The 17044-nt window shown below is 47.3% G+C and carries 18 protein-coding genes; 10 read left to right on the top strand and 8 right to left on the bottom strand.

Annotated features, from left to right (window positions below; all coding sequences use genetic code 11):
* The first annotated feature begins 83 nt into the window (after positions 1–83).
* Complete coding sequence (locus tag H8792_RS02180; RefSeq protein WP_194947506.1) at positions 84–731, top strand: energy-coupling factor ABC transporter permease; 648 nt, start codon at positions 84–86, stop codon at positions 729–731.
* Between the two features lie 66 nt (positions 732–797).
* Here H8792_RS02180 and H8792_RS02175 read toward each other — a convergent pair whose 3' ends face one another.
* Positions 798–1121, bottom strand: a complete 324-nt coding sequence (locus H8792_RS02175; protein WP_194947505.1) for a hypothetical protein — start codon at positions 1119–1121, stop codon at positions 798–800.
* A gap of 309 nt (positions 1122–1430) precedes the next feature.
* Here H8792_RS02175 and guaB point away from each other — a divergent pair, with 309 nt between their 5' ends.
* The 9 genes from guaB (at position 1431) to H8792_RS02130 (ending at position 13488) form a co-directional block, all read left to right on the top strand.
* The gene (gene guaB / locus H8792_RS02170; RefSeq protein ID WP_194947504.1) at positions 1431–2891 is read left to right on the top strand and encodes an IMP dehydrogenase; all 1461 of its coding nucleotides are present in this window, start codon (positions 1431–1433) and stop codon (positions 2889–2891) included.
* A 95-nt stretch (positions 2892–2986) separates the two neighbouring features.
* The gene (gene guaA, locus H8792_RS02165; protein ID WP_194947503.1) at positions 2987–4567 is read left to right on the top strand and encodes a glutamine-hydrolyzing GMP synthase; all 1581 of its coding nucleotides are present in this window, start codon (positions 2987–2989) and stop codon (positions 4565–4567) included.
* Between the two features lie 158 nt (positions 4568–4725).
* Positions 4726–5259 (top strand): tRNA adenosine(34) deaminase TadA, encoded by a 534-nt coding sequence (gene tadA, locus H8792_RS02160; RefSeq protein ID WP_324187585.1) that lies wholly within the window; start codon positions 4726–4728, stop codon positions 5257–5259.
* A gap of 5 nt (positions 5260–5264) precedes the next feature.
* A complete protein-coding gene (gene cheD, locus H8792_RS02155; RefSeq protein ID WP_194947502.1) occupies positions 5265–5843 on the top strand; it encodes a chemoreceptor glutamine deamidase CheD in 579 nt (192 codons plus the stop codon).
* Between the two features lie 12 nt (positions 5844–5855).
* Positions 5856–7919, top strand: coding sequence for a chemotaxis protein CheA (locus H8792_RS02150; RefSeq protein WP_194947501.1), 2064 nt, complete (start codon positions 5856–5858; stop codon positions 7917–7919).
* Positions 7920–7958: 39 nt separating this feature from the next.
* Entirely contained in the window at positions 7959–8537 is a 579-nt protein-coding gene (locus H8792_RS02145) for a hypothetical protein (RefSeq protein WP_194947500.1), read from the top strand.
* A 154-nt stretch (positions 8538–8691) separates the two neighbouring features.
* The gene (locus H8792_RS02140) at positions 8692–9618 is read left to right on the top strand and encodes a hypothetical protein (protein ID WP_194947499.1); all 927 of its coding nucleotides are present in this window, start codon (positions 8692–8694) and stop codon (positions 9616–9618) included.
* 201 nt (positions 9619–9819) lie between these two features.
* Positions 9820–11712 (top strand): molecular chaperone HtpG, encoded by a 1893-nt coding sequence (gene htpG, locus H8792_RS02135; protein ID WP_194947498.1) that lies wholly within the window; start codon positions 9820–9822, stop codon positions 11710–11712.
* Between the two features lie 171 nt (positions 11713–11883).
* Positions 11884–13488: an ABC-F family ATPase gene (locus tag H8792_RS02130; protein WP_194947497.1), complete on the top strand. Its 1605-nt coding sequence runs from the start codon at positions 11884–11886 to the stop codon at positions 13486–13488.
* Between the two features lie 98 nt (positions 13489–13586).
* On the opposite strand, the gene H8792_RS12675 is transcribed toward H8792_RS02130, so the two are convergent.
* The 7 genes from H8792_RS12675 to H8792_RS02110 form a co-directional block, all read right to left on the bottom strand.
* Positions 13587–13721, bottom strand: coding sequence for a hypothetical protein (locus H8792_RS12675; protein ID WP_267463294.1), 135 nt, complete (start codon positions 13719–13721; stop codon positions 13587–13589).
* A gap of 52 nt (positions 13722–13773) precedes the next feature.
* Positions 13774–13908, bottom strand: a complete 135-nt coding sequence (locus H8792_RS12670; protein ID WP_267463293.1) for a hypothetical protein — start codon at positions 13906–13908, stop codon at positions 13774–13776.
* Between the two features lie 46 nt (positions 13909–13954).
* Positions 13955–14089 carry a hypothetical protein gene (locus H8792_RS12665; protein WP_267463292.1) on the bottom strand — a complete coding sequence of 45 codons (135 nt, stop codon included), beginning with the start codon at positions 14087–14089 and terminating at the stop codon, positions 13955–13957.
* 287 nt (positions 14090–14376) lie between these two features.
* Complete coding sequence (locus tag H8792_RS02125) at positions 14377–14856, bottom strand: hypothetical protein (RefSeq protein ID WP_194947496.1); 480 nt, start codon at positions 14854–14856, stop codon at positions 14377–14379.
* Between the two features lie 46 nt (positions 14857–14902).
* Positions 14903–15496 carry a DUF1415 domain-containing protein gene (locus H8792_RS02120; protein ID WP_194947495.1) on the bottom strand — a complete coding sequence of 198 codons (594 nt, stop codon included), beginning with the start codon at positions 15494–15496 and terminating at the stop codon, positions 14903–14905.
* Positions 15497–15509: 13 nt separating this feature from the next.
* Positions 15510–16349 (bottom strand): DUF5718 family protein, encoded by an 840-nt coding sequence (locus H8792_RS02115; protein WP_194947494.1) that lies wholly within the window; start codon positions 16347–16349, stop codon positions 15510–15512.
* Between the two features lie 79 nt (positions 16350–16428).
* Positions 16429–16968, bottom strand: coding sequence for a cytochrome b (locus H8792_RS02110; protein ID WP_194947493.1), 540 nt, complete (start codon positions 16966–16968; stop codon positions 16429–16431).
* Positions 16969–17044: the final 76 nt, after the last annotated feature.

Genomic DNA, 17044 nt, shown 5'->3' with positions numbered 1-17044 from the left:
TTATTGTACCTGCTTAGCACGAGCAAACAGTTTTTTTGTCGTTTGCAGTGTTAATTTGAGTGAATAGTTTTGCCGAGATACCTGTGAATTTAGTTGCGGATACCCTGAGTTTTAATTTTCTATTGAGTGGATGGTTGATCTATCTGCTATTTGCCGGCTGGGCTTTGTGGACGGCACCCTGGTTTAAGGTGGAAAACGATCGGCATGCGCAGAATGTGTTGCTGGGAGCGAGCGTGATCGTGTTGCTGGTGTGGCTGTTTTCGGCCAGTTTGGACAACGGTCTGACTTTCCACTTTCTGTTGATGGCCGTGATGACGTTGATGTTCGGCCCTCAATTCGCTCTGATGGGAATGAGTTTGGCTTTGTTTGGAGTGACTTTTCAATCCGGCATTGGTTGGGAAGGATTTGGATTGAATGCGGCGGTAATGGGCATTATTCCAATTATGATTACTTGGGGAATGTTCCGGCTGGGATTACGTTTTCTGGAAATGAATTTCTTTGTCTACACCTTGTACAACGGCTTTTTGTCTGCCGCAATCGGAGCGACGCTGTCGTTGGCGGTATCGGCGTGGATTCTTTGGGTTGGGGACGTGCATACCCTGGCAATCCTGAAGCAAACCTTTATTCCGTATATTCCGATGCTTTCCGCTCCGGAAGGGTTTTTGAACGGCTTGCTAATTGCGGCTCTGGTTTTGTTCAGGCCTGATTGGATTGCGACTTTCCGTCATTAGGATGGTAGATATCCAGACACAAAAAAACCGGCGTTAAGCCGGTTTTTTATTTCGCCAAGTGGAGAATTATTTTTCCCAACCGGCTTTCAAATTAGCGTTGTGATCGCGCTGATACACTTCTGCTTTAGCGGTTTTCAACGCTTCTTGAGCAAATTTCATTGCCGCTGCGCTGTCGCCTTTCTTGTGGGCTTCGTCCGCTTTCGCCAAATAGTCGTTTACATATGGCATTTTCATTTTCTTTTGTTGCCAAATGAAGCCGTCTTTAGAAGCGTCAGCGTGAACCGCTTTTGCTTGAGCAACGGTTTCATCGTAAGACATTGCGCTTGCGCTTGCAGTCCCTGCAAAAACAGCGGAAGCGATCAGAGTTGCGCCGATAAGTAATTTCTTCATGTTTCATCCTCCAATGGGTTAGAGCTTTTTATTTTTTATATCTTCGAACATTTTAATGATTCGAATCGAAAAATACAGCGAATTTTGCTGTTTTCTTTAAGATGCATACGTTATTCAGTTTACCCCGGTCGTGTCAATCTTTATAATAGCGGCTAATAGAAAAAAAAGGGGGCGATTATTTATGAAAAAAACAGATGAATCGCTCTTAAGTAATTGAATTTTAAAGCTGTTTTGTATTTTTGGTTATGTTTTTGTATTTTTTAGAAAAATAACTGATTAGCCTATAAGTTTTGTATAAGGTAGATAAAAATGAGAATTTTGCAAGAAGCACTCACATTTGACGACGTTTTATTGGTTCCGGCACACTCGACGGTTCTGCCTAAAGACGTTAGTTTAAAAACGAAATTGACCAGAAATATTACGTTGAATATTCCGTTTGTTTCTGCGGCAATGGATACAGTGACTGAAGCGCGTCTTGCAATCTCTATGGCTCAAGAGGGTGGTATCGGTATCATCCACAAGAATATGACGATCGAGCAACAGGCCCATACCGTTCGTAAAGTTAAAAAATTCGAGCATGGTGTCATCGCCGATCCTGTCACCGTCCAGCAGGACATGACAGTCGAAGAAGTGATTATCAAAACCAAGTCAAACCGAGTTTCTTCGGCTCCTGTTATGGATGGTGACGACTTGGTTGGTATCGTCACCAGCCGTGATATTCGTTTCGTAACCGATATGTCGCTTCCTGTATCGAAAATTATGACTCCGAAAGAGAAACTGGTCACCGTTAAAGAAGGGACCAAGCGCGAAGATGTTCTTGATCTGTTGCACGAGCACCGTATCGAGCGTGTTTTGATCGTCAACGATGATTTCAAACTGCGCGGTATGATTACGGTTTCCGATATGATGAAATCTTCCGACCACCCAAATGCCAGCAAGGATTCGGAAGGTCGTCTACGCGTCGGTGCAGCTGTCGGTACAGGAAAAGAGACCGAAGAGCGTGTGAAAGCATTGGTTGAAGCCGGAGTGGATGTCATTATCGTTGATACGGCTCACGGCCATTCACAAGGTGTGTTGGATCGCGTTGCCTGGGTGAAGCAGAACTATCCTGAAATCGAAGTAATCGGTGGAAATATTGCTACCGGTGAAGCGGCTCTTGATCTGGTTAAAGCCGGTGCCGATGGTGTTAAAGTCGGGATCGGCCCTGGATCGATTTGTACGACTCGTATCGTTGCCGGTGTTGGTGTTCCACAGATTACCGCGATTTCAAACGTCGCGAAAGCGTTGGAAGGAACCGGTGTTCCTCTGGTTGCTGATGGCGGCATGCGTTTTTCGGGTGATGTTGCTAAAGCGTTGGTTGCCGGTGCTTCGGCTTGTATGTTCGGTTCGATGTTCGCCGGTACCGAAGAGTCTCCTGGTGAGATCGAGTATTACCAAGGGCGTGCCTATAAATCATACCGTGGTATGGGATCTTTGGGAGCGATGGCACAACCGACCGGTTCTTCCGATCGTTATTTCCAATCTTCAAATGCGGAAGATAAATTGGTTCCGGAAGGGATTGAAGGTCGTGTCGCTTATAAAGGACCTTTGTCTCCGATTATTCACCAGCTATCCGGAGGTTTGCGTTCGGCAATGGGTTATACCGGATGTAAAGACATTCCGACCATGAATACCAAACCGTCATTTGTTCGTGTAACCGCAGCCGGTATGAGCGAATCGCACGTTCACGATGTTACCATCACCAAAGAAGCACCGAATTATCGCGTGTAGTCAACGGATGAGTTAATCCTTTCTCGGCAAGGCTTTTGCGGGTTTACTGCAAGAGCCTTGTCTGTTTTTAAAGAATAAGTTTTGGAATAGATTTTATGTCGCAACACAATATTCATGAACACCGTATCCTGATTCTGGATTTCGGTTCTCAGTACACCCAGTTGATTGCGCGCCGAATTCGTGAGATCGGTGTTTACTGCGAAGTCGAACCTTGGGATATCGACGCGGCGGATGTTGAAGCTTTCGGTGCCAAAGGGGTTATCCTTTCCGGCGGCCCGGAAACCGTAACCGGTGATGATGCACCGGTTGCTCCGGAAATTGTTTTCAATCTGGGTGTGCCGGTTCTGGGGATCTGTTACGGTATGCAGACTATGGCGCAGCAGCTGGGCGGCCAGGTTATCAATGCTCTGGAACATGAATACGGTTATGCGCAGGTTCGTGCTCACGGCCATACCAAGTTTTTGATCGATATCGAGGATGAAGTGACTCCGGAAGGCTTCGGCATGTTGGATGTTTGGATGTCGCACGGTGACCGTGTTGATCAGCTGCCGGATGGTTTCAAGCTTATGGCCTCGACACCGAATTGCCCGATTGCCGGTATGGCGAATGAAGAGAAAAACTTTTACGGAATTCAGTTTCACCCGGAAGTAACTCACACCAAACAAGGTAAGCGCATGATCGAGCGTTTTGTCGTCGAACTGTGTGGTTGTGAAAAGCTTTGGACTACCGAAAACATTATTGAAGACAGCATTAAACGCATTCGCGAACAGGTCGGTTCCGATCAGGTGATGCTGGGTCTTTCCGGTGGTGTCGACTCTTCTGTCGTTGCGGCGCTTCTGCATAAAGCGATCGGCGATCAGCTAACTTGTGTTTTCGTTGACCACGGTCTTTTGCGTTATCAGGAAGGCGATCAGGTTATGGCGATGTTTGCGGAAAACATGGGTATTCGCGTGATTCGTGCCGATTCCGAAGAACGTTTCATGAGCGCTTTGGAGGGTAAAACCGATCCGGAAGAGAAGCGTAAGATTATCGGCCGCGAGTTTATCGAAGTGTTTGATGCGGAATCTGCCAAGTTGCAGGGCGTCAAGTGGCTGGCGCAAGGAACCATCTACCCGGATGTTATTGAGTCGGCCGGTTCGAAAACCGGCAAGGCAAAAGTAATCAAGTCGCATCATAATGTCGGCGGTTTGCCCGAGGATATGGAAATGTCGCTGATCGAACCTTTGCGCGAACTGTTTAAGGATGAGGTTCGTAAGCTGGGTGTCGCCTTGGGCTTGCCGTACAAGATGGTATACCGTCACCCGTTCCCTGGACCGGGTCTTGGCGTGCGCATCCTTGGCGAAGTTAAAAAAGAGTACGCCGATATTTTGCGTCTGGCGGATCACATCTTTATTGAAGAACTGCACAAGTGGGATCTATACGATAAGACCTCGCAGGCTTTTGCCGTCTTCCTGCCCGTGAAATCGGTCGGTGTTGTCGGTGATGCGCGTCGTTACGATTACGTTGTCGCTCTGCGTGCGGTTGAAACCATCGACTTTATGACTGCTCGCTGGGCGCATCTGCCTTATGAGTTCCTGGAGCATGTTTCCGGACGTATTATCAATGAGATTCCGCGTATTTCGCGTGTGACTTACGATATCTCGTCGAAACCCCCGGCAACCATTGAGTGGGAGTAATTTCGTCCTGAAAATACTCTAACTTTGTCGGCCGAAAGGTTTTGATAGATGTTTTCAATACAGTGATTTTTCTGGTTTGAATCCAGCAAAAATTTTGACTTTAAAAGGCTTTCCTAGGAGTATTCCGGGAGAGCCTTTTTTGTTTACAGGAGCGAAAAGTGTTGCAAAAACCGCAGTGTCCACCGGGACTGACGCAAGAGGAAAAAGATGAGTTTTGGATGGCCTATGCAATTAATTTAGCAAAAAAGGCCGAATCGACTGGAGAAGTTCCGGTTGGTGCCGTTATGGTAATTGACGATCAGTGGCTGGCCGAAGGTTGGAATCAACCGATTCAGAATAACGATCCGACTGCTCATGCCGAGATGACGGCGATTCGTGCCGCCGGCAGAGCGCTGGAAAACTATCGCATGCCGGAGACCACTCTGTATGTCACCTTGGAGCCCTGCCCGATGTGTGCAGGTGCTCTGGTTCATGCCAGGGTCAAAAGGGTTGTCTACGGTGCCGCTGATCCGCGAACCGGTGCGATAACGTCAATCTATCAGCTGGTGAGCGATGAGCGATTAAATCATCAATTGGAAGTTGGCAGCGGAGTCTTGGCGCCGCAGTGCAGTGCACAAATCAGCGGGTTTTTTAAATTGCGTAGAGCTCAGCAGAAAGAACAAAAACAGCAAACTCTACTTACAGACGATTAAAGCATATGCAAAGAAGTACGGATCCGATCGAAGGCATCGAAACCGTGAAAATTTTACCGGGCGAATTTTACGTCACAAGGGCGAATGAACGAATTGAAACCGTATTGGGTTCCTGCATCTCGGCTTGTGTACGTGATCCGATAGCCGGGGTAGGAGGTATGAATCATTTTATGCTGCCGGTGGATCGTAAGTTAAGTCAGAATCCGACCGAACTTTCGGACGCCAACCGTTATGGTAACTACGCAATGGAAAACTTGGTAAATGCGCTTTTGGCGATCGGCGCTAAGCGAAACCGTCTGGAGTTCAAGCTTTTTGGCGGCGGACGCATTATGGGTGCGATGAATAACATCGGCTGGTACAACATCGGCTTTGCATTCGACTATGTTTACACCGAAGGATTTAATTTGGTTTCGCAGGATATTGGCGATATCTATCCGCGAAAAGTGCTCTATTACCCGGCCGACGGACGAGTGAGAGTGCGCCGACTTAACGCCATGCACAATCGTACGCTGGCTGAACAGGAAAATAATTATATTCATCGCATTGAATCGAAACCGATTGAAGGCGATGTCGAACTCTTCTGAGGATTAAACTCTATGGATATGATGGAAACCTTTCGCCAAACCTATCTTGAAGAAAGTTTTGAAGGCTTGGATGTCATGGAGGCTGGCCTGTTAGAGCTGCCGACCGGAATTCCTGATAACGAAAAAATCAATGAAATTTTCCGTGCCGCCCACTCAATAAAAGGCGGAAGCGGTACTTTCGGTTTCAGCGAAATTGCCGGCTTTACCCATGTTTTGGAAACCTTGCTGGATGAAATGCGTGATGGTACGCGTGAAGTCACCGTTGAGTCTCAACAGGCCTTGTTGCAGGCGGTGGATGTTTTGCGCGATATGTTAACGCGCCTGAAAAATCATGAAGAGGTTGATCTGGATAGAGCTCAGGAAGTTCAAAATCAACTGGAAGCGATTCTCGGCGGAGGATCGAGCTTAGAAGCCGTTCAGGAAAGTATGGAAGCTGCAAGTGCAAGTGCAAGTGGTGTCAAAACCTGGCAAATTGATTTGATTCCCGAAGCTGAACTGCTTAAAACCGGCAATGAACCCCTGCGAATTTTTCGAGAGCTGGAAACGCTCGGTGACCTGACGGTTGAGCTTAAAAACGATGAACTGCCGGAGTTTGACGCTTTTGACCCTGAATCACTGTATTTAAGCTGGCAGTTGACTCTGCAAAGTGATCACGCCACCTTGGAAGATGTTCAGGAGGTCTTTGAGTGGATCGATGGCGATGGTGCGACCATTCATATCAAAGAAATGGACGTTTCTGATACGCAAGCCGAAACAGAGCCGGCAGTCGAGGTTGCGGAAAAGATTCCTCAGGAGGAAGTTGTCGGCAAGCCGGTCATTCAGGCAGTTCCCGCTACTCCTAAGAAAGCGGAGAAAAAAGCCGCCCCGCAGTCTTCAAGCAAGCCGGAAGGGTCGATCCGTGTCGACTTGAGCAAAATCGATCAACTGGTGAATCTGGTTGGCGAACTGGTTATTACTCAGTCGATGTTAAGCCAATTCGGCGATCAGGCTGAACAGGGCGCTCAAGAAGGTAATCATGATTGGGTCGATAAGCTGAAAGAGGGCTTGAACCATCTTGAACGCCATACCAGAGAGCTTCAGGAAAGCGTAATGAATATCCGCATGTTGCCGGTGAGTTTCGCTTTTAACCGTATGCCGCGAATTGTGCATGATGTCAGTCAAAAGCTCGGCAAGAAAATCAATCTGGTGATGGAAGGGGAAGGCACCGAGCTGGATAAAACCATGCTGGAGCAGTTGACCGATCCTCTGGTGCACATTGTACGAAACTCGATTGACCACGGAATCGAAGGCCCAGACGCGCGTTTGCAGGCCGGTAAAGACGAGACCGGAACCGTCAAGTTATCTGCTTATCATCAAGGCGGCAGCATCCTGATTCAGATCAGCGATGACGGCGCAGGAATCAATGCGGCGAAAATCGAACAGAAGGCGATTGAAAAAGGCGTGATTGAAGCCGATCACGGTTTGAATGAACAAGAAATCATCGATCTGATTTTCCATCCCGGTTTTTCGACAGCGGAGGTGGTTAGCGATATATCCGGACGTGGTGTCGGGATGGATGTCGTGCGACGTAACATCCGCAGTTTAGGCGGTTCGGTCGAGGTCGAAACCCGCCTGGGAGAGGGGAGCGTCTTTACCATTCGTCTGCCGTTGACGTTGGCGATCCTAGATGGTCAGCTGTGTACTGTCGGCAGTCAGACTTTTGTTTTTCCTCTGGTATCGATTATCGAGTCGATTCAGGTCGATCCGGTCAGTGTCAAAGGCATTGCCGGTGGCGCGGAATTGTATAAATTGCGTGATACCTATATCCCGGTGATTCGCCTGCATCGCAAAATGGCGGTAGCGGATGCCCGCGAAAATTTGCAGGATGGTCTTCTGGTTGTTGTGGAAGCAAGTGGTCAAAGAGCAGGGGTATTTGTCGACGATCTACTCGGTCAACAGCAAGTGGTGATTAAGAGTTTGGAAAGCAACTTTATGAAAGTTGATGGTATTGCCGGTGCGACAATCTTAGGTGATGGAACCGTGTCGCTGATTCTGGATATCAATGAAATTTTAAGCGGTCACAAAACGCCTGCATAAAATCAATAGCAACACGATAAATAAATAAGGAAAACCAATATGCATGCGATTGCCGAAAACTTCACGCTTGGTTCCAAAGAAGTTCAACAGACGATTCTGGTTTTGAATCTCTCGGTAGCACAAATTGATCTGTCGATTACCGAGGGAGACAATTCGGTTAATGCCTTGATTGATTCATTTTCCTATATGTCGCAGCACATAGAACATATTCAAGAACTCGGTAAGGGGTTGCGTCAGGATATTTCGGATGAGGAAACCTCGCTTAAGAATGCTTTGCTCACTCAGGCCGAGGTTCTGGCGGCCAAGATGCAGCAGGCGATCATTGCCTTTCAGTTTTACGATAAGCTGAGTCAGCGCTTGGAGCATGTCTCTTACGGTCTTTCCGGGCTTGCGGAAATTGTTTCGCACGAGATGCGCGTAAAGAGTGCAGAAGAGTGGGAAGCTTTCAAAGCCAGTGTGCGCAAAGGCACGACCATGCGTGAAGAAGAGGAGTTATTTGAACTGATTTTTGATCAGCATATACCGTCCGACGAAGCGATTGAAATTATGAAAGATCGCATGCGCGCCAGAATGCATCAGCCTGTGGAATCCGAGGCCGATGAATTCGAACTATTTTAAATTTCACTGTTTACTTATATTAGTCCGGTCTTATTCCGACATAAAAAACTTTAGGTTTTTAAATTAAGAAAATTTTATAACAATAGCCCCCAACTTCGACAACGAAGAAATAAAAACAAAGACAGATAAAAACCTATCAGGGGAGGTTATAGTTATGAAAAACATCCAATCAATTCTACGTAAGGGCGTCTTGTGTGCGAGCTTGGGTCTGATGCCGTTTGCGGCATTTGCCGACTATAAGCCGTTCGTCATGGGTAATACCGATGGCTCAAGTGTTGCGGATGCTTCTGCAAAAGCGACCGCGGCTTTGAAACAAAACGGTTTCGAAGTGGTCGGCAGCTATGCTCCGGATGCCAACTCCAATGTCATCGTGGTAACGAACGGCGCTTTGAAAAGCATGGCCGGCAAGTCTGAGAACGGTGGTTTCGGCGCTATGGAACGTGTTGCTGTCGTCAATAAAGGCGGCAAAGTCGAAGTAAGTTACACCAATCCGACTTATCAGTTTAACGCTTACCGTATGGAAGGCGACATCAAGCCAGTACAAGCGGCAATGGAGAAAGCTCTAGGCAAGCAGAATGAGTTTGGTGCCAAAGAAGCGATTTCGGCGGATGATCTGCGTGACTACCACTACATGTTTGCAATGCCATACTTTGACGATACCGACGATTTGGCGAAATACGGTTCTTACGGCGAAGCGGTTAAAGCAGTGGAGGCCGGTCTAAGCGCCAAGCGTGGCGGTGCGGAGAAAGTTTACCGTATCGATATCCCAGGCAAGAACATGAGCGTCTTCGGCGTTGCACTGAACTACAAAGAAGGTTCGGATGCGAATATCAGAAAACAGATCGATTCGGCCACTAAATATTCGCACGCAGCGCATTTCCCATATGAAATTCTAGTTGTCGACGGCAAGGTTGTAGCCTTGAACGGTAAATTCCGTATTGCGATCAACTGGCCAAGTTTGTCTATGGCAGGTTCGGGCAGCTTCATGAGTATCATGAGCGCTCCTGACGATATTACCGCAGCTTTGACAGCGGTTGCCAACAATAAAAAAGTTGAAACTGCGGTCGCAGGCGACATGTAATCGTCACGCTTTCTTGGCAAAGCCTGAATAGGCTGATGATGTAAAAAGCACGGATTTTTCCGTGCTTTTTTCGTTTTCGGACTTGAAAACATTTTTGCTCGTCACTATTCAAACCGAAGCCTGAAATTTTACGAAGTTGCTTCGGCAGCTTCTGTAACCAATCGATTTAATCTAATAGTTAGCAATAGTGGAGAATAAACCATGAGTGCAGCCGAAACCCATGCGTTTCAAACCGAAGTCAATCAACTGCTTAAATTAATGATTCACGCTCTGTATTCGAATAAAGAAATTTTCTTGCGTGAATTGGTGTCCAACGCCTCCGACGCCTTGGATAAACTGCGATTCCAGGCGGTGTCCGACGATAGTTTAAACGAGGGCGAGGACGAACTGGCGATTTCCATCGATTTCGATAAAAGCGCGCGTACCGTGACTATCAGCGATAACGGTATCGGTATGACCCGCGATGAAGTCATCGCCAATATCGGAACCATTGCCAACTCCGGTACCAAAAAATTCCTTGAGAGCCTGACAGGCGATCAAGCCAAGGATTCCAATCTGATCGGCCAATTCGGGGTCGGTTTCTATTCCTCGTTTATCGTTGCCGACGAAGTTGCACTGGAAACCCGTAAAGCGGGAACCGACGCCGCCGAAGGGACGCGCTGGGTGTCGAAGGGCGAAGGCGAATATACGCTGGAAACCGTCGAGAAAGCCGCTAAGGGAACCTCGATTACTTTGCATCTGAAAGAGGACATGGACGAGTTTCTGGATAATTTCCGTCTGAAAAACATCATTACCACCTATTCGGATCATATTAACTTCCCGATTCAGATGAAAAAGACCGAGTGGGATGAAGAAGCCAAAGAAGAAAAAGTGACCGATGACTGGGAGAAGGTGAATAAGGCAACCGCTTTATGGACCCAGCCGAAGTCGGAATTGAGCGATGAAGATTACACCAATTTCTATCAGACCATCTCGCACGATTTTAACGAGCCTTTAACACACATCCACAATAAAGTAGAAGGGACACTGGAATACACCTCTTTGCTGTATATTCCCAAGCAGGCGCCGTTCGATCTGTATGATCGCGAGCGCCGCTACGGTTTGAAATTGTATGTGAAGCGCGTATTCATCATGGATGACGCCGAACACCTGATGCCGACTTATCTGCGGTTTGTGCGCGGGGTTATCGATTCGGCCGACTTGCCTCTGAACGTATCGCGTGAGATTCTGCAAAGCAACAAGGTGGTCGATAAGATTCGTGCCGCTTCCGTTAAGCGTGTTCTGGATCAATTGGGCAAAATGGCCAAAGCGGAAGAACAGGATGACTACAACACCTTCTGGGATCAGTTCGGTCAGGTGATGAAAGAAGGGGTTGTCGAAGACTTTGCCAATAAAGATAAGATCGCGGCACTGCTGCGTTTTGCGTCGACACAAGACGATAAAGCCGAGCAGCGTATTTCCCTGCAGGAGTACATTGATCGCATGCAGGAAGGTCAGGAAGCGATTTATTTCATCGTAGCCGATACGCATGCTGCCGCGAAAGGCAGCCCTCATCTGGAAATGTTCCGCAAGAAAGGCATCGAAGTCCTGTTGTTGTCTGACCGTATCGACGAATGGCTGGTTTCGCATCTGCATGAATTTGAAGGCAAGCAGCTCAAATCGATTACTTCTGCCGATCTGAAAGAGTTCGAGGACGAGGCGGAAGCGGAGCTGTCTGAAGAGGACAAAAAAGCGCGTGAAGCCCTGACCGAAAAGGTCAAAAAAGCGATCGAGGAGAATGTTTCCGATGTTAAGATCACGCATCGCTTAACCGATTCTCCAGCCTGTGTGGTGAATGCCGAAGGTGATATGTCGGCACATATGGCGCGCATGATGGAACAGCTAGGACAAAGCGTTCCGAAGCAGAAGCCGGTACTTGAGTTGAATCCGGATCATATTCTGGTCAAAAAACTGGATGCGATGGACGATGAAGGCAAAGTCAAAGAGTGGTCGCTGTTCCTGTTGGAGCAGGCACAATTAGCCGAAGGCGACCAGCTCGAAGAACCGGCAGCGTTTATTAAACGGATGAATACCCTGCTGGCGGAAGTCGTATAAGGTTTCGTTAAGGAATCAATTCGTTCCAGAAGGCCCTGTCGGAGTGATCCGGTGGGGCTTTTTGCTTTTTGTTTTACCCTATTTGGGCGGTTTGCTCGTTTTTTGCCGCCATTTATGCCAGAATACGCCCAATTTATTGGCAAGACTTATTTAAATAGAAAGGATTTCAAAGTGTTATCAACCGCAAATATCACCATGCAGTTTGGTGAAAAGCCGCTTTTCGAAGACATTTCAGTCAAATTCGGCGAGGGTAACCGTTACGGTTTAATCGGTGCGAACGGCTGCGGAAAGTCGACGCTGATGAAAATTCTCGGTGGTGATCTGGAACAAACCGGTGGAACCGTGTCCCTCGATCCGGATGAGCGCCTGGGAAAACTGAAACAGGATCAGTTTGCATATGAAGCCTTCTCGGTCGTCGACACGGTTATCATGGGTCAGCCGGAACTGTGGGAAGTCAAAAAAGAACGTGACCGCATCTACGGTTTGGCGGAAATGTCCGAAGAAGAAGGCATGCTGGTTGCCGATCTGGAAGTCAAATTCGGTGAGATGGACGGCTACACCGCCGAGTCGCGTGCCGGTGAACTGCTGATCGGTGTCGGCATTCCCGTTGAACAGCACTATGGTCCTATGAGCGAAGTGGCGCCGGGCTGGAAGCTGCGTGTACTTCTGGCGCAGGCACTGTTTGCCGATCCGGATATTCTGCTGCTGGACGAGCCGACCAACAACTTGGATATCGATACCATTCGTTGGCTGGAAAACGTTCTGAACGAACGCAAAAGTACAATGATTATCATCTCCCACGACCGCCACTTCCTGAACAGTGTCTGTACGCACATGGCGGATTTGGATTATGGTTCTCTACGCATCTACCCAGGAAATTACGACGAGTATATGGTCGCTTCGACTCAGGCTCGCGAACGTCTATTGGCGGATAACGCCAAGAAGCAGGCGCAGATCAACGAATTGAAAACCTTCGTCAGCCGTTTCTCGGCGAACGCTTCCAAGGCCAAGCAGGCGACTTCACGCGCCAAGTTGATCGATAAAATTCAGTTGGAGGAAGTTAAACCATCCAGCCGTGTTAACCCGTTTATCCGTTTCGAGCAGGAGAAAAAACTGTTCCGTCTGGCATTGGAGATCGAGCATCTGTCGAAAACCTATCGCGATGAAACCGACGGTGATAATGAAGTGATCAAAGATTTCAGTATGATGCTGGAAGTCGAAGAGCGCCTGGCGGTAATCGGGGGTAACGGGATCGGGAAAACTACTTTCCTGAAATGTCTGGTCGGTGATACCGAATTGACTTCCGGTGTGGTCAAGTGGTCGGAAAACGTCAAAATCGGTTATTACGCTCAGGATCACGCGGCGGACTTTGCCGAAGACTTGAGCCTTTTGGATTGGATGAGTCAGTGGAAGCAGGAAGGCGACGATGAACAGGCGGTTCGTGCCATTTTAGGACGCTTGCTGTTCTCGCAAAAGGAGATCGGCAAATCGGTCAAAGTTCTGTCCGGGGGCGAACAGGGACGTATGCTGTTCGGCAAGCTGATGATGCAGAAACCGAATGTGTTGATTATGGATGAACCGACCAACCATTTGGATATGGAGTCGATCGAGTCGTTGAATATGGCGTTGGAAAACTATCCTGGGACGGTGATTTTCGTTTCGCATGACCGAGAGTTCGTTTCTTCGATTGCAACCCGTGTTCTGGTGATGAAAGAAGATGGGATCGAAGATTATCGCGGCGACTATGAGTCCTATCTGGAAAAGCAGGAAGCCTGATTTTCTGTTTTCTTTTTGTTTTCCGCAAAGTAAAAAAGCCCGCTTAGGAATTCCTCAGCGGGCTTTTTTTATAGACGTACTTTTGAGAAAGAGCGGAATTAGAACTCCATCAACAGGTGCGGTGACCATTCAGGAATATAGATACCGGCATCGTCGTATTCAGCCATATGGTGGGCAGACGCAGCGGTAGAAACACCTAGAGTTAGTAGAGCAGCTAGAAGCATTTTTTTCATGGTTTAATCCTTTTTACAATACTTGAAAGTCTTTATAAATCAATATTCGTTCTTAGAATTCCATCAACAAGTGTGGAGACCATTCAGGAATGTAAATTCCCGCATCATCGTTCGCTGACATGTGGTGAGCGGAAGCAGCAGTTGCAACACCGAAAGTGAGTAGTGCGGCTAGAAGCATTTTTTTCATGGTTTAATCCTTTTTACTGTTCTGAGAGTTTGATTAAGCGTTGTTCTTAAAATTCCATCAATAGGTGTGGAGACCACTCAGGAATGTAAATTCCCGCATCATCGTTCGCTGACATGTGGTGAGCGGATGCAGCAGTTGTAACACCGAAAGTCAGTAGTGCGGCTAGAAGCATTTTTTTCATGAACTTATTCCTTTTTTGTATCAAGCCAATTCAAATTGATCGGCAAAGTAATTTTTATTAAAAATGGAAGTTTTTTCCATTTGTTGGATCTCATAATAAACAAGGATTTATGACGTGTCAATAATAAATGTAAAAAAATTACATTTTATTTATAAAGGTTATTGATAAAGACCAGTCTTCTGTAATGTAAATTGCGGTGCGTCTTGGTGAGCTTATTTTGTGAGAAGGTAAAAAAGCCCGGTGAATAGATCAAATCGGGCTTTTTGCAATGACGTTGGGCTGATGGTTTACTGACTGTCGAGCTGCTTTTGCGCTTGCTCGAGATGTTGTTTGAAGTAGTGGTAGTAGAAATCGTAAGCACCGGATAGCAGAGGAGGTGCTATTTGATCACCCTCACCGTTAACGAAAATTACTACCGGGAGGCTGGTTAGATTGTAGATCTGCTTGAATTCGCTGTTGGCGGTTTTCTCACCGTAGAAGTCGATCGTACTGTTGCCGTCATTCGGGTGCAGTTCGGTAAAAATAACTTTGTCGTCCAGTTCGCCGGACATCACGATCGGATCTAATGCCAGATCTTTAAGGTTTTGCGTGGATTTCAGCCCTTGCGAGGCGAAGAGAATTGCGATCGGAATATTCTTTTGTAAGGCTTTCTGACCCAGGGTTTGCAAGTTTTTCGCTTGCGGAATGGCGCCGTCGGCCTGTACGGCAAAGGAGGTGAATAGGGCAAAAATGGAAGCTAAGAGGATTCGAGTGGTTTTTGACAGCATAGCCGGCTCCTTGTGGGTTTATCCGTTCTATTTGGTTTAGTGGACCTTAATCGTCCTGATTTATTTCGCTGGCGTTGAACGCCAAATAAGGAAAGAGCTCGCGTTTCTGTTTGAAAGTAAGGTTGCGAACGGTTTCGATGTTCCGTCGGAAAATCGTTTCCGGATCGTCAGGATAGAGTTCAAGCGCTCTTTCCACACTGTCTTCGCGCAGAATATGCAGGATTGGCAAAGGGGCACGATTGGTGAGGTTGTCGGCATCGTGGCCTTCGGTATGGGCGAAATGATAGTCGGGATGGAAGGTTGCGATTTGAAAAACGCCGCGCCATCCCTGCTGATAGAGTAAAGCGTCGCTCCAGTCGAGGAAGTTGTTGAAGTCGTCGAACTCCTGCAGTATTTCCGGGATGATGATCAGAGTAGTGTCACGATCCTTTGGACTCATGTGTTTCAGATCACGGCACTCATATAGCAGGTCTTGCAAAAGGGTTTCTTCATCCTCTGCGAGACTGACAACAAAATGCACCTGGCCTCTTTGATAAGGATGCTTGGCGAAGGGACACAAATTCAAGCCGATAACGACCTGCTCCAGCCAGGTTTTGACCCGGTCGATTTCTTCTTGTCGGTAGTTGTCTCCAGTTGCCATTTTATGTTCCTCCTTAAACAATCTCCTGCTTCAGAAGCGAGCAACCGGCAAGTTCAATCTCTTCGCCGTGTGCATGTGCACTGATTTGTTCAGGAGTATGGACTTCGGCGTCATAGACATAAATAGAGATGGTGTCGCCGGGTTGTAAAAATACACTTTCACCGAATTCGGTATAGGTGGTCGCGCCGAAACTGATCATGATCTGCTTCGGAAAGGCGCATTGGTGAATGATCTGGTTCAGGTTTTCCAAAGGTCCGAAGTCGGCCTGATGGTTTAATTTATCGACCATCCATTCCAGAAGTTGATCATGAAAGTAAGAGTAACTGCATACCGCGCTATCGTTACCGTAAGCATTTACTTTGCCATCACGCTGCAAAAATGAGGCAATCCGGAACTGATCGAGTTCGCAGCCGGGATTGAGATTGGTAATCGGCAGAAACGTTGATGAAATTCCTTTTGTATCCGGTCCCCAATTTTTCTTCTCGCTGATCTTTTTTGCCCCCGGTTTGCGGATCGAGCAGTCGTTGAAAGCCGCAAACAATTTTGGCTTTAAGTCACTGATCTTTCCGAATTCGTAGTGAACGTCGAATAAAACGCACACTTCCGGTTCGGCCTGCAGGTGAGCATTTTCCGCCAGATCCTGCGGGTATCGGATGCAATCACTTGCCAAAGGAAAAACGCCGATCTGCTGATCGCTGCCCGGCACATAATATGGAAATATGCCTTTTGGCGCAGTGGTACTCAGCGTTTTTACATTAACAAAGTCCGGTGTTTCTCCGGCCTGTTCCAAATGGCCGGCAAAATTACCTGCAATGCCCAGACATAGAGTATTTTTCAATTGATCAATTAACATAATTTTCAGAGTATTCGTTTTCGTGAATTAGTTTGTTCCTCTCTCCTGAAGGGAAAAGAGAGAGGTTGGACGGAGATAGTTATTTGCGTCCCAGCATTCTTAGCAGAGTCGAGTCTTTATAAACAATATGGTGTTTTAAAGCGCCGGCAACATGCAGCAGGATGATCAGCAGCATCCATTTACCGATTTCGTGAACTTCTTCGGCGATTTCGTGAATATCGTGATTTTCGCCAACGATGGTCGGTAAGGTGAAAAGGTCAAAGAAAGCAACCGGATGGCCGCCGGAGTTGGACATGACCCAACCGGAAATCGGCAGAATCAGCATGGCTAAGTAGAGAATGCCTTTTACTGCATGTCCCAGAATGTGTTCAAACTTGGTTTTGGAAAGCTGTTCCGGGTTTGGGCTGACTTTGAGCCACACCAGACGCAGAATCATCAGCATAAACAGTCCGATTCCCAAAGACTTATGCAGCGCATAAAGTTCGGTCTTTTCAGGGCCTTTATCCAGTTCATGCATGTAAATGCCTAAAATAACCAAACCGATAAATAGGAATGCCGATATCCAATGGTTGGCGCGGCTGATTACGCCGTAACTGTTCTCACCGTTTTTAAGTTCCACAAATGCTCCTTGATCCTCTAATGAGTGGATATTTTTATTTTTTTAGATTTGAATTCACTTTCCACCTCAGTCTCTT

This window comes from Thiomicrorhabdus heinhorstiae (assembly GCF_013391765.2).
In the GTDB taxonomy this organism is placed as follows: domain Bacteria; phylum Pseudomonadota; class Gammaproteobacteria; order Thiomicrospirales; family Thiomicrospiraceae; genus Thiomicrorhabdus; species Thiomicrorhabdus heinhorstiae.
Note: the sequence above shows the minus strand (reverse complement) of the source record. Positions and strands in the feature narration are given on the sequence as shown.

What these genes read in the sequence shown, in the direction of transcription:
- H8792_RS02175 (WP_194947505.1), bottom strand. Translation starts at nt 1,121, where the DNA reads ATGAAGAAATTACTTATCGGCGCAACTCTGATCGCTTCCGCTGTTTTT.
- guaB (WP_194947504.1), top strand. Translation starts at nt 1,431, where the DNA reads ATGAGAATTTTGCAAGAAGCACTCACATTTGACGACGTTTTATTGGTT.
- guaA (WP_194947503.1), top strand. Translation starts at nt 2,987, where the DNA reads ATGTCGCAACACAATATTCATGAACACCGTATCCTGATTCTGGATTTC.
- cheD (WP_194947502.1), top strand. Translation starts at nt 5,265, where the DNA reads ATGCAAAGAAGTACGGATCCGATCGAAGGCATCGAAACCGTGAAAATT.
- H8792_RS02150 (WP_194947501.1), top strand. Translation starts at nt 5,856, where the DNA reads ATGGATATGATGGAAACCTTTCGCCAAACCTATCTTGAAGAAAGTTTT.
- H8792_RS02145 (WP_194947500.1), top strand. Translation starts at nt 7,959, where the DNA reads ATGCATGCGATTGCCGAAAACTTCACGCTTGGTTCCAAAGAAGTTCAA.
- H8792_RS02140 (WP_194947499.1), top strand. Translation starts at nt 8,692, where the DNA reads ATGAAAAACATCCAATCAATTCTACGTAAGGGCGTCTTGTGTGCGAGC.
- htpG (WP_194947498.1), top strand. Translation starts at nt 9,820, where the DNA reads ATGAGTGCAGCCGAAACCCATGCGTTTCAAACCGAAGTCAATCAACTG.
- H8792_RS12675 (WP_267463294.1), bottom strand. Translation starts at nt 13,721, where the DNA reads ATGAAAAAAATGCTTCTAGCTGCTCTACTAACTCTAGGTGTTTCTACC.
- H8792_RS12670 (WP_267463293.1), bottom strand. Translation starts at nt 13,908, where the DNA reads ATGAAAAAAATGCTTCTAGCCGCACTACTCACTTTCGGTGTTGCAACT.
- H8792_RS12665 (WP_267463292.1), bottom strand. Translation starts at nt 14,089, where the DNA reads ATGAAAAAAATGCTTCTAGCCGCACTACTGACTTTCGGTGTTACAACT.
- H8792_RS02125 (WP_194947496.1), bottom strand. Translation starts at nt 14,856, where the DNA reads ATGCTGTCAAAAACCACTCGAATCCTCTTAGCTTCCATTTTTGCCCTA.
- H8792_RS02120 (WP_194947495.1), bottom strand. Translation starts at nt 15,496, where the DNA reads ATGGCAACTGGAGACAACTACCGACAAGAAGAAATCGACCGGGTCAAA.
- H8792_RS02115 (WP_194947494.1), bottom strand. Translation starts at nt 16,349, where the DNA reads ATGTTAATTGATCAATTGAAAAATACTCTATGTCTGGGCATTGCAGGT.